At 54.7% G+C, this 12910-nt stretch carries 7 protein-coding genes and 2 pseudogenes; all 9 read left to right on the top strand.

Going from position 1 to position 12910, the window contains the following annotated elements; all coding sequences use genetic code 11:
• Window positions 1-310: pseudogene (locus EB241_RS20435) on the top strand (type VI secretion system ATPase TssH); the annotation flags it as partial.
• Complete coding sequence (locus EB241_RS20430) at window positions 303-2657, top strand: type VI secretion system Vgr family protein (protein ID WP_124234898.1); 2355 nt, start codon at window positions 303-305, stop codon at window positions 2655-2657. The pseudogene EB241_RS20435 and the gene EB241_RS20430, both read left to right, overlap by 8 nt.
• Before the next feature lie 128 nt (window positions 2658-2785).
• Window positions 2786-5044, top strand: a complete 2259-nt coding sequence (locus EB241_RS21705) for a hypothetical protein (RefSeq protein ID WP_233592665.1) — start codon at window positions 2786-2788, stop codon at window positions 5042-5044.
• Window positions 5045-5074: 30 nt separating this feature from the next.
• Window positions 5075-5821, top strand: a complete 747-nt coding sequence (locus EB241_RS20420) for a hypothetical protein (protein WP_124234897.1) — start codon at window positions 5075-5077, stop codon at window positions 5819-5821.
• A gap of 115 nt (window positions 5822-5936) precedes the next feature.
• On the top strand, window positions 5937-6314 hold the full coding sequence (locus tag EB241_RS20415) for a hypothetical protein (RefSeq protein ID WP_124234896.1): 378 nt from the start codon (window positions 5937-5939) through the stop codon (window positions 6312-6314).
• Between the two features lie 103 nt (window positions 6315-6417).
• Complete coding sequence (locus tag EB241_RS20410; protein WP_124234895.1) at window positions 6418-6675, top strand: PAAR domain-containing protein; 258 nt, start codon at window positions 6418-6420, stop codon at window positions 6673-6675.
• A 2-nt stretch (window positions 6676-6677) separates the two neighbouring features.
• A complete protein-coding gene (locus EB241_RS20405) occupies window positions 6678-7838 on the top strand; it encodes a hypothetical protein (protein WP_124234894.1) in 1161 nt (386 codons plus the stop codon).
• A 27-nt stretch (window positions 7839-7865) separates the two neighbouring features.
• Window positions 7866-11237, top strand: a complete 3372-nt coding sequence (locus EB241_RS20400; RefSeq protein WP_124234893.1) for an ImcF-related family protein — start codon at window positions 7866-7868, stop codon at window positions 11235-11237.
• Window positions 11238-12857: pseudogene (gene tssA, locus EB241_RS20395) on the top strand (type VI secretion system protein TssA).
• Window positions 12858-12910: the final 53 nt, after the last annotated feature.

Below are 12910 nucleotides of genomic sequence, written 5' to 3'. Positions count from 1 at the left end.
TACCATCGTGGAAATGAAACTGGCTCAGGTCAGCAAACGCCTGAGCCGTCACTACGGCCTGACCACGCATATTGATGGCAGCCTGTATGACGCACTGACCGCCGCCTGCCTGTTGCCGGATACAGGGGCACGTAACGTCGACAGCCTGCTCAACCAGCAAATCCTGCCGGTACTGAGTCAGCAACTGCTGACCCATATGGCCGCGAAGCAGAAACCGCACAGTCTGACACTTGGATGGGATGAGGAAGAGGGCATCGTGCTGGCGTTTGATGTCGTGCAGAAGACACAGCCGGAGGTGAACGATGATTGAGAGCTTAAGCAGCCTGGCGCAGAAGGCGATGAATGAAGCCCTGGGGCTGTCACGCTACCGGGTGGATGTGCATGAGTGTAATCATTTCCTGGACGTGCTGCGGTTTCGTGCCAGCGAATCGCTGAGCCAGCCGTGGCGTTACGAGGTCACCGTTACCTGTGCGGCAAGTATTGCCAGCACTGAAGTCATGTTGAAACCGGCATCCTTCACGTTCCAGACACCTTTGTTTGATGGTACGCCTGCCGTGCCAGTGCGCACGGTCTACGGCGTGGTGGATGCATTCCGTCGGATCTCGATGTCGGGGGATGAAATCACCTATGCTCTGTGTATCGTGCCGCGTATTGCCCTGATGCAGCACACACAGCGCAGTGAAGTGTATCTGAATCAGTCGGTGCCGGAAGTGGTGGAGCAAATTCTGCGCGCCCACGGTCTCGAAGGGGCGGACTTTGAGTTTCGCCTGTCGCAGCATTACCCGGTCCGTGAACTGATCACCCAGTGGCGAGAAACAGACCTGGCCTTTGTTCAGCGTCTGCTGGCTGAGGTGGGCATCTTCTGGCGCTTTGAAATGGATGGCCGCATTGAACAGGATGTGGTGATTTTCCAGGACAGCCAGATGCAGTATCAGTTTGGCGTGAAGCTGCCCATTATTCCGCCGTCACGCACCAGCGATAACGGTCAGGAGAGCGTCTGGGATATTCGGCCGACAGACCATGTGGTCACCGGAGGCGTAGCCACCCGCGACTATAACTACCGTGATGCGCTGACCCCGCAGGACAGCTCCGTGACCGTTCGCCAGGAAGGAGGTGCCACCATCGGTGAGGTGTATCACTACGCTGAGCCCTTCCTGAGCGAAGGGGATACAGAGGCCCCGGAAGGTGGAGCCTGGTTTGCCCGTCTGCGGCATGAGCGCTACCTGAATGCCCAGCAGACGGTCACAGGTCGTGCGAGCAGTCCGGTTCTGGCCCCGGGCGAAGTACTGGAGCCGCAGGGCAGTAGTCTTGCTGATTCGCTCAAAGACGGCATCGTGATCACCGGTGTTCAGACATCCGGTGCGCGTGACAAGGGTTTTCAGCTGCACTTCACGGGGATCCCTTACAGTGAAACCGTCTGCTATCGTCCGGCGCTAATCAACCGCCCGGTGATCGCCGGCTCTCTCCCTGCCCGGGTGGAAAGCGACGAGAAAGGTGACACCTGTGCGTACCTGGACAACCGGGGGCGCTATCGGGTCCGACTCGATTTTGACCGCAGCAGCACTGAGCAGGGGTATGCGTACCTCTGGCTGCGGATGGCCAAACCGTATGCCGGGGATAACTATGGTTTTCACTTCCCGCTGCTTGATGGCACCGAAGTCTCGGTGGTGTTTGACAGCGGCGACCCGGACAGGCCTTATATCGCTTATGCCCAGCACGATTCCGAACATCCTGATCACGTTACCCGCGACAATCACACGCGCAACATTTGGCGCACGGCGGGGGATAACAAATTCCGCCTGGAAGACAAGCGCCAGGAAGAGCATTTCAAGCTCGCGACGCCGTTTGGCAAGACGCAACTCAACGGTGGCCACGTCGTGGACAGTGAACGTCAGCCCCGCGGCATCGGATTTGAATTGCGTACCGATGAGTACGGGGCGCTGCGCGCCGGGCGAGGCATGTTCCTGACCGCCGATACACAACCGGCGGCGCAGGGCAAAATGCTGGATATGGCACCGGCTATTGAGATCCTGAATCAGTCAGCGGCCGAAATGAAGCGGCTCAATCTGCTCGCGCAGCAGGCTCAGGCACTCACATGCGACCTTGAAAGCCAGAACCGACTGCTGGAAAACCGCCTGAGAAACCTTCAGTCCGCCGTCCTGCTGGGCAGTGCACCTCAGGGTGTTGCGTTCACTTCGGGGGAGCACCTTCAGATGACCAGCAAGCAGAACACCATCCTGAATGCGGGTCAGCATCTGGATATGGGAGCAATGAAGAACATCACGCTGGCCGCCAGTGAGTCTGTCGGGCTGTTTGCTCATCAGTCCGGGGCTAAGCTGATTGCTAATCAGGGAGACGTTGAAGTCCGCGCAGAGGCGAGCTCAATGGAGATGACATCTGAGCTGCTGTTTACCATCAGCAGTAACAAGGATGAGCTGCTCATCAGCGCGCCTAAACTGCGACTTAACGGTGGCGGCTCCAGTATCACGCTGGATAACGGCGGCATTGTGGAAGAAACCCTGGGCGATTACCTGGTGAAATCCTCGCATTACCGCTCACCGATGGCCGGTGGCAGTATGGACACCACACCGCCTAAGTTCAGCCAGACAAACGCCAGCGTGACGCCGCGCAAAACACGTAATATCCCTTCACGTTAAGGATGACCGGAATGAAAATCTGTTTTCCTGCCCGAAAAGCGAATGGCGAGCAGTACGCCACTGTGGATGACATGATGCAGCCGCTCTATCAGGAGCCACACGGCTCCTGGCTGGCCGGAACAAATAACATGTGGCACGGCGGGATCCACATCACCCGTAAGAGCGCCCTTGGTTCAGTCCTGATAAAGGAGACTGCAGACTCTGCGGTGCCGCTTCAGTTTATGGCGGGCGGCGAAGTGGTGGCCTGGCGTATTAATCAGGACTATCTGACCGGTAAATACATCAATAACCCGCTGCAGTATTCCAGTACCTTTGTGCTGGTCAAATCCACCTGTACCCCGGATCCCGAAAAGAAGGATAACAGCCTCGATTTTTACTCGCTGTATATCGGGCTTGCACCGCTCTCAGCATTTCCCAAACATAAGCTGTACCAGGTTACTGAAAAGGGCGACGGGCTGCGTAAACGTGCATTTACCGGCAAAGAAAAAGCCGGTGACATGGCTCCGGTTGCGAAGAATAAGCTGAAAACGGGTGACAGCGTCATTGTACTACGGGAGATCACCTTCGACCTGAAGGGACAGACGCAGACGTTCGGGCTTGCCCGGGCACTGAACAGCAAATCCGAAATGACAGGCAGGGCGTTCTGGGTGTCGCTTGACCCGCAATATGTGACGTCCGTGGGTGAGCAGAGGGCACACCTGCCGGCCTGGATGCAGCAGGCTGTTGCTGAGGGCACATTTGATACCGTCGTTAAACCTGCAACCAAATTTGAGGTGACAGCAGGCGATGCTGTGGGTTACCTGGCTGAAGATGTTGCCCCTTGTGACATGCACGGTGTGGAAAAAAGTGCTTTTGTGCATATTGAAGTGCTCAGTACTGACAGCCGGATGAGTGATTTTCTGAGCAATAAGGCACAGGTGAAAAGCGGCCCGAAACACGTTCATATCCACCCGGAAAGCTTCATTTATAGCCGTTCCGGCGATAGCTTCACCCAGACCAAAGGGCAGGTGAAGAAAGATATTCACAAAATCATACCGCAGGATAAATGCCATCCGTTCACCGACAGCAGCGGTAAGCGCTGGTTTGATATCGGCGACGGGGCCTGGCTCAGCGAAGCTGATGTGGACGCGGATATCTGCCAGTACGACCTGAAAAAGCTGGGCTTCAGTACATTTGAAGAGCCCTCCACATCAGATATGACGAAATCCCTGAGCGAAGGGTGGATTAAAGACGGGTTCACCAGAATGGCGGAATGGGTACGTCCTGAGCGCGGTATTCAGGAAAAACAGGTGTCTGACTACTACAAAGCCCTGCTGCGGAAAATGGACAGCGATAACAGTGGCGATCTTTCCGGTGAAGAACTGCGTCACGCGGTTAATTATGCGGAGCTGGATGTCAGAGATATCGCGGCGCGAATGGTGGTCAGACACGACAGTGAATGGTTTGGTGGCAGCAGCCATCACCGCTGGAGAACGTTTTTAAAACAGCTGGACCCCCTGTGTGTCAGCTATGTCAGACAGTGGTTTGACGACATGGAGTGGATGAGCAAGGTGGACGAATTCAGTAGTGGTGAGCCAGTCTGGCATATGCATCCAGTGGTATTTTTGGATTCGATTAATAATAAAACACTCTGTGCATGTAATCGTAATATAACAATTGAAGAGTTATGCTTGATAGCTCCAAAAGCAAAAAAAGAGACATTAGAACAATACCTTCCAGCATTCAATGATGGTTTTAGAGAGTTCCAAATAACAACTTGCCGAGAAAAAGCTCATTTCTTGGCTCAATGCTGCCATGAAAGCGGTGGATTGCAGTTAACAAAAGAAATCGGGGGTTCACGTAAAGATTATGCCCCATGGTTTGGTCGTGGGCTAATTCAGCTTACATGGGAGGATGTATATGTTAGATATGGTGAGTATATTGGAGAAAACTTTACGTCTAATGATTCAGCCAGAAACAAAGTTGCAGATTATCCGCATTGTGTTAAATCAGCGTTTTGGTTTTACTGCATAAATAAAAAAATATCAAAACATGCGAAGCTTGATGATTTTAATATGGCCACTGCATTGATTAATGGTGGATTTAACGGATACACAGATCGGCTTAAATACTTTAAGACAGCTGTCAGTGTTTTAAAAGCAGATCATTTGTCATCAAAAATGACCGATGGAGTATTTTCGTTTGAAGATAGTGAGATTTATAACTATCGTGTATATGCTTACAGTTGGGGGCGTTATCATGATCCTCTTCAGGTTAGAGTTGTTGGGACTGGTAAAGATAAAACAGAAGCACTTAAAGCCTATCGAAGGGCGCTAACCTTATACCAGAGCAAAAATGACACGAGGAAAGTTGATATTATCAATGAAAAAATTGATGCGTTGTGTTAGTTTTATTCTATTGTTTAGGATTTATTTATTATGAAAAAAGTTATTATAGCATTGTCCATTTTGTTTTCTTCTTATGTTTTAGCATCTGATATTAAACCTGTTCCTTTTGTTGGTGTTAAAACTGAGAGTGTAGAGTATTCTGCTATTTGCAATTCTGTCAAAAAATACTGTGGTGAAAATGAGCAGGCAAAGATATGGAAGGAAAAAAATAACCCAAGTGAGATTTTCTTAACTACATCATCACGAGTCCTTGTTAAAATTAAAAACGACGCAGGCGCAGGGTATTTAGTTTCTCAGGTATGGGACTTCAGTAACTATGCTATGAAAGATGGTTTTGATGATGATGGGGAGGATTTATCAGATGGTGGTATTAATATTTTTCCAGCCTTGTACCCACTAAGCAAAACTCAAAATGCAGTTGCTCTGGTTCAGAAATGGTCTACTTCTTATTCAGGCGGTGGTAAGGAGATGGACCTAGCTGATTTTATCATGCTAAATGAAGATGGGACATACAAGACGGTGTTTTCTAAAATACCATTTTATAGTAAGGAACAGATAAGGGCGTGTTTCACTGATTCTGATTACGCCAAAAAATTACATTGCTCTGATGAGAGTTGGAGTATTTTGAATATATCAATTATAGATAATGGTGCTGAGTTCTATTCATGGGAATTTATCACCAAATCGTATGGCTGGCCTTCGTTTGTAGAACAATCGCAAATGAAAAAAAGTATAGATAAAAAGAAATTATATCCTTTCGAAAATACTGGGGAATAAATCTGAAAGCCAGTTGCTATGCGAAAATAGGTAACCCCTCTCTTTCCTGTGATTGATGGTTGGGAGTTTTTGATGGGTCGAATGAGCGTGTAGATAATTGCATAAAGATGAGTGTATGAAAAAGATATTGTTGGCTTTACTCTTTGCTTCATCAAGTTCAATGGCCTGTATGACAGGTCATTGGGAAGAAAAGGGTAAATCAAATTCATTTACTATAGATCTTGTTCAGACAGGTAGCCATGTGACAGGTAAGTATTGTTTTATCACAAACAATGGTAATCGAATAGATTGTGCTGAAAAAGATGATGATAACGTCCATGGCGATGTTAAAGATGGGGTTGCAGATATTAAATTTGAAAGCACTTTCGATGGTGAAGGAACAGCAAGCGCGGAAATTAAGGGTAATAAATTGATTTATACAATAAAAGATAGAGCGCCTTTCATTCAAGCTAACATGTCCGTCCCTGAAGTAATTGAGTTTAATAAAAAGTAAAGATATTTTGTTGCTGTTTTTTAAATGTTTCTCTGGCTATGTGTGGAAGATGATTTATCTATTCCACTATCGATTAAAGAATGAAAAAGGAACGCAAAAGTATATGCAAGGAATAATCCGTCTTGGTGACAAAACCACACACGGTGGTGCTGTGCTGTCCTGTTCAACAACCATGCTTTTTGGAGATATTGGCGTGGCCTGCAAAGGTGATCGTGTTTCCTGCCCGGAGCATGGTGATACCACTATCGTTGAAGGTAACCCAAATTATCGCGATCGCGGTGTTCCTGTGGCTTTCCACGGTCACAAGTGTGGTTGCGGTTGCACGCTTATCAGCTCACTGCCCAATGCTCTGGTGGGGTAAACGTGCCGGTTGAACTTGAGCGCATTCCCGTGCAGGAGAAACTGCCGCCCCGTCCGAGTTTTAAACGCTGGCTGCTCCTGGGCATTGCGATGCTGCTGGCGGGAGCTGCAGCTACATTCCTGTTCTGGAAGGGCGAGCGCTCCGGTGCAGCGTTCTGGGGGCTGTCAACAGGACTACCTGTCGTGTTATGGGGCCTTTTGATTGTCGGGCGCTATTTTGGCTACGTGCTCCTTTGTGGCCGTTGTGAGAGAAAAAACGCCACAACCGCCGCCCGGTACCGCGCAGACGTTGCGCGCGGGCAGCGCTTTGCCTGGCTTATCGGTGAAGTCCTGATTAACGGGCTGGGGTCTGCCAGTCCAATGACGCATGAGGCGGTGTTAGCTAAAAAGCCCCTGATGATGCCCTGTGAGCCGGTCGATGGCGGCAATCCGATTCGTCACCGGGCGCTGGCGGCCACCGGAGAAATAGCTGACCGGGAAGACCATTATCTCCCGGCGATTACAGCCCACGCCCAGAATCTGGTGTCGTTGCTCCCGTCGACGCTGACCTGCTATCTGGCGGTGGATACCGGTGAACAGTTTTCGACTTTGCCATCGCTCCTGCAAAAAAACGTGACTCACCCGCTGGTACGTATCCGTGACCTGACGGGGCTGGAACTCCTCGACTACTGGCTGGACTGCCATTATGACCGTGCTGCCGCGTTACTGGTGGTCAGCGCTCAGCTTTACGAACACCCGCCAGAGGACAGTGGCGAAGCCATTTCCGTGTTACTGCTGACCAACTGTCGTCTGAAAGATGTTCCAGACGTGTCGGTCAAAGTTCACCGGCCGCAGATTTGCCGCGATGGCAATCTCGACCGGGCATTTGAACGCGTCATGATGTGGTCAGGGCTGGAAAAAACAGCACTGAAGCAGGCATGGACCAGCGGTGGCCAGATGGCCTCCGGCGACATCTTCAGCAAAGCCAGGGAGGCACATGCCCCGGGACTTAAAGCCGATAAAATTACCCATATTGATACGGTTGTCGGGTTTGCGGGCGTTGCCGCTCCCTGGCAGGCGTTACAGCTGGCAACCCGCCAGTGCCTCAACGACAGCAAAGCGCAGCTTACTGTCACGGAACTGGCTGAAGACAACCGACAACTCTGTATTGTCACACCAGAATAACTCTCAAGGGATTGCTCTCCTCTATCTATGAAAATCGCATCCACCTTTCTGCTTGCGCTGCTCCTGGGCGCTTTATCTGTCTGCCTCATTGGCGGCGCGCTCTGGTTCTGGCCTGAGTGGGTTAAAGACACCTTCAACATCGGGCCGTTCAGTACGACCGGTATAGTGATCATCAGTCTGCTGCTGATGCTGGCGGCACTGATCATCGGTTGGGTGCTTGAAACCGTCTTCACGAAGAACGGCGAGAAGCAGGGAAAGCTGGATGCGGTAGCCTCCGGACAGCAGGCTGCGTCATCCCAGCCTGAAGCAAAGCATACGGACGCGGACACCTCCCGGTTTGTGGCTGAGGCGCTGGTCGATCACCTGCGTCTGCGTTACCGTCGCCGCTGGAAAGCTAAAGTGCGCCTGCTGCTGGTACAGGGTACCGACAACGATATCGAAAAAGTGGTACCGGGTCTTAAGCGTGACCACTGGCAGGAGAGTGACGGGATTGTACTGATCCACGGTGGCCTGGCGGAAAGCGTGCCCGACGATGAGTTTTTGGACGTACTGAAAGAGGTGCGCCCGCAGCGTCCATTGGACGGCGTGGTGCAGGTGATGAATGCGGCTGCACTGCCCGATACGGCCAAACAGGACACCCTGGTGCGTGTGCGCCAGAAGACAGATTCGTTGCTGGGCTGGCAACTGCCGGTCTGGTTGTGGCTTGTCCGGGAAGGCACCTGGGACCAGGACGGAGTGGGTGTACCTCCAGCCGGCGCGCTGTTTGGTCCTGGTGCGACAACGGAAGAGGTCCGTTCGACATTGACCTCACTCTCGTCAGACCTGCAAACACCCGGCGTAGCGGCGCTGCTGGAGAACTCACAGCACCTCTGGCTGCTGAGCCTGTCAAAAGCCCTGCGCGGCTCGTTGCGACGCTCTCTGGCCCCGCTGCTGACCACGCTGATGTCAGGGCCAGCCCCTTACCGTCTGCGTGGGGTGATGTTCAGTCCGGCATTGCCGGGAACCGAAACAGTAGCGCATGCGCGCCTGTCACCTGCAGTCTGGCAGGAACTCGAAAACGACAGCCTGCAGGTGCATGCCCGTAAAATCGGCTTCCACGGACAGAAGGTGCTGAGCCTGGTGCTGCTGGGGCTGGTTCTGCTCTGGGGGGCGGGTACGCTACTGTCGCTGTCCGTTAACCGCACCCAAATCTGGCTGGCGCAGGATACGGCGCGCGTTGCCGCTGACACAAAGCAGCCTTTGCCCGAACGCCTGCGTAACCAGCTGGCGTTACAACAGACTATTGCCCGCCTGCAGAACCGCGAAGTACACGGCGCGCCGTGGTACACCCGCTTTGGCCTGAACCAGGACAGTGACACGCTGAAGATGCTCTGGCCACTGTATGCCCGAAACAACCAGCAACTGATGCGCGATGCGCTGGCAGACGAACTCCACCGCCAGCTGAACGCTTTTGTACAGCTGCCACCGGCAAGCAGCGCACGTACGTCAGCCACCCAAAAGACCTACAGCCTGCTTAAAGGCTACCTGATGCTGGCCCGTCCTGACAAAGCGGATGCGAACTGGCTTGCCGGCAATATGCTGAAAGCCTGGCCGCACCGCAGCGGTGTACCGGACAGCGTGTGGCAGACACAGGCCCCGAAACTGCTCGGCTTCTGGGCGCAGAACTTACCGGCACACCCTGAGTGGAAAATTACCCCAGACCGCGAACTGGTGGGGACGGTACGTCAGATTCTGCTCAAACAGATTGGTCAGCGTAACGCTGAATCCGGTTTGTATCAGGAGATGCTCGGGCGGATTGCCCGTAACTGGCCGGATTTAACCCTCGCGGACATGATCGGTGATACGGATGCGTCATCACTGTTTTCCTCCGAAGAAGTGGTGCCGGGGATGTTTACCCGCCAGGCGTGGGAAGAGCAGGTTGAGGACGCGATTGATGAGGTGGTGAAGACCCGCCGTGATGAAATCGACTGGGTGCTTACTGATAAAACCCATCAGCCGGGCAGTGATGTATCGCCGGAAGCGCTCAAACAGCGCCTGACCGAGCGTTACTTCACCGATTTTGGCAACGCCTGGCTGAATATGGCCAACAGCATTCAGTGGCAGGAAGCAGCGTCGCTCTCGGAAGCCATTGCCCAGTTGAACCTGCTGGCGGATGTGCGTCAGTCACCTCTGGTGGCGCTGATGAATACGCTTGCCTGGCAGGGACAGACCGGGGCCAAAGGAGAGGCGCTGGCCGATTCTCTGGTGGATTCGGCGAAGAAACTGGTGGGGCGTAAGAAGAACGCAAAGCAGTTTATCGAACAGGCGCAGGGACCGAAAGGTCCGCTGGACGGCGTGTTTGGTCCACTCACGGGCCTGATAGCCGGGAAGGACGGGACTGGCTCGAACGGTAACCTCAGCTTCCAGTCCTGGCTTGCCCGAGTGACCCAGGTGCGTCTCAAGCTGCAGCAGGTGACCAGTGCCCCTGATCCGCAGGCGATGGCCCTGATGCTGGCCCAGACTGTTTTCCAGGGGAAAGCCATTGACCTGACCGATACCCGTGACTACGGCTCTCTGGTGGCCGCAAGCCTCGGCCAGGAGTGGAACGGCTTCGGGCAGGCGTTGTTTGTGCAACCGCTTGACCTGGCCTGGCGTCAGGTGCTGGCGCCGGCCGCAGGCAGTCTCAATGCCCGCTGGCAGAGCACCATTGTCTCTCAATGGAACACCGCCTTTGCCGGACGCTATCCGTTTAAGGCCACTGGCAGCGATGCCTCACTGCCACTGCTGGCCCAGTTCCTGCGCAGTGACTCCGGGCGCATTGCCGCGTTCATCAAAACCAACCTCGGCGGCATGCTGCATCAGGAAGGCAGTCACTGGATGGTGGATCCGGCTGCCAGCCAGGGGATGAGCATCAGCCCCGCGTTTCTTACCGCCATCAATAAGCTTGCCGATATCTCCGATATCGTCTTTGCCCAAGGCGATGCCGGGGTGCATTTTGAGCTGATGGCCCGGCCGTCGCGCGATGTGGCCCGCACGCAGCTGACGCTCGATGGCCAGAAACTGGATTACTTCAACCAGATGGAAAGCTGGCAGAGTTTCACCTGGCCGGGTAATACGTATTACCCCGGTGTGGATCTGAGCTGGCGTTCAGTGAACACCGAAATGCGCCTGTATGAAAGCCACCAGGGGAACTGGGGCTTCATCCACCTGCTGGATAAGGCGCTGATCACTCCGCTCGACAGCAGCCGCACCCAGCTGGTGTGGATCACCCCGGACGGTAATCCGCTGAAATTCATACTGTGCAGCGAACTCGGTGACGGGCCACTGGCGCTGCTCAAACTTCAGGGCTTCAGCCTGCCGCAGACTATTTTTTCCGTGGGCGCGACTGACGGCTCACTGACCCTTGCCGGAGACGAATAAATGGCGACTGCAGAAACGCTCCTGACCCTGTGTCTTCCGGATGCGGACCAGCGTACCGCACTGCTCGCTAAGAGCCGGGAAAACCTCTCTCTGTGGTCGCCGTGGCTGACACCACTCCTGACCGGTCATGGAGCCGGGGATGACCCGACCTATGAGGATGATTTCCAGCTGATGCGCGAGGAGATCAACAAGCTTTCCGGCGCCGATACCGACGTGCTCTGCCGCCTGGCGGAAAGCATTCTGACCCGACATGCCCGCGATATCCGGGCGGTGACCTGGTATGCCTTTGCCCGCCTGCAGCGTGACGGCGATACCGGGCTGACGGACGGTATCCTGTTGCTGGCCGCTATGCTCAGCCAGTCCGGCGGGCACTGCCACCCCCAGCGCAGCACCGCAAGGCTGGCTGCACTCGACTGGCTGAACAGTGGGAAAGTGCTGGATGCGTTAGCACGCTGGCCGGATGCGACGCGGGAAGAGACCGCCAGAACGGCGGCGGCGCTGCGCCTGCTGGAGACCGCGCTGGAACAGCTGCCAGAGGTGGAGCGTCCCACATTTGCCGGTCTGCTTCGCACACTGGAAACCCGCCTGGCCGGTAGCGGCGGGCTGGATACGCCGGTGGCAACATCCGGCCAGGATCATGCAGGTGACAGCAACCACAGTACACCGACGTCAGGCGCTGCCGTGCCGGAGACCGCGGCCGTTAAATCGGAGGTGGAGCTGGTCCGTCAGCTGCGCGTGCTGTCTGGCTGGGTGGTCGATTAACCTCAGGGCTGGCTTGCCGCTCACCGGATGATGAAGGCCGCCCGATGGGGCCTGGTGACGCAGCTGCCGGCACTCGATGTGAGCGGTCGCACGCGCCTGCTGCCGCCAAAGGCCGACTATCGCGCCCAGCTTAAACGCCTGTACCTGCAGCAGAGCTGGACTGAACTGGTGGAGCAGGTGGACGTGATGTTCACCGAAGGCGGTAACCGCTTCTGGCTCGATTTGCAGTGGTATCTGTGGCAGGGGCTGAGCCGCGCAGGAAATCCCTGGGAGCAATGGGCCGACTATATTCTGAGCGACCTGAAGCTGATGCTCAAACGTCTTCCCGGCCTGGAGACACTTACCTGGAACGACGGCTCGCCGCTTGCCGATGAGGTGACGCTGAACTGGATAGCCGAAAAGGTCAACGATGACATGCCGGGCTTCAGTGACGAGCCGGCAGTGGCCACCGCCGCTCAGGCAGATGACATTCTGGCACTGGAAGCGGAGGCGATGGAGAAGGGCGACAGTGAGGGCCCGGAGGCGGCACTTAGCTGGCTGCAGAATCGCCCGGACATGGCCTCACCCCGCAGCCGCTGGCTGCTGCGTCTGCTGATGGCAAAGGTGGCAGAGCAGTACGGACGTAATGAACTCGCCCTCCATTTGCTGGGTGAACTGACCGACAGCGCCCCGCAGCTGACGCTCAGCGAGTGGGAGCCGGGACTGCTGTTCGATGTACAGGTCCGCCGTCTTCGTCTGCTGCGCATGAAAGCCGGTCGCTGCGAAAGCGACAGAGCCCGTTTCGCCCCTGAAATGGACAGCCTGCTGGCCGGGCTGATTGCTCTCGACCCGGCACGCGCGATGGTGCTGTGCGGATAAGCATCCCCTGATATTACGGGTCGTCACCTCTGATGACGCCTTCAGTTTTCTTT

The organism is Erwinia psidii (assembly GCF_003846135.1).
Lineage (GTDB): Bacteria > Pseudomonadota > Gammaproteobacteria > Enterobacterales > Enterobacteriaceae > Erwinia > Erwinia psidii.
The sequence above is the reverse complement of the archived record's forward strand: the minus strand, read 5'-3'. Positions and strand labels throughout refer to the sequence as shown.

Bases quoted from the DNA above. Each gene is read 5' to 3' on its own strand.
- EB241_RS20430 (WP_124234898.1), top strand. From the start codon at position 303: ATGATTGAGAGCTTAAGCAGCCTGGCGCAGAAGGCGATGAATGAAGCC.
- EB241_RS21705 (WP_233592665.1), top strand. From the start codon at position 2,786: ATGTGGCACGGCGGGATCCACATCACCCGTAAGAGCGCCCTTGGTTCA.
- EB241_RS20420 (WP_124234897.1), top strand. From the start codon at position 5,075: ATGAAAAAAGTTATTATAGCATTGTCCATTTTGTTTTCTTCTTATGTT.
- EB241_RS20415 (WP_124234896.1), top strand. From the start codon at position 5,937: ATGAAAAAGATATTGTTGGCTTTACTCTTTGCTTCATCAAGTTCAATG.
- EB241_RS20410 (WP_124234895.1), top strand. From the start codon at position 6,418: ATGCAAGGAATAATCCGTCTTGGTGACAAAACCACACACGGTGGTGCT.
- EB241_RS20400 (WP_124234893.1), top strand. From the start codon at position 7,866: ATGAAAATCGCATCCACCTTTCTGCTTGCGCTGCTCCTGGGCGCTTTA.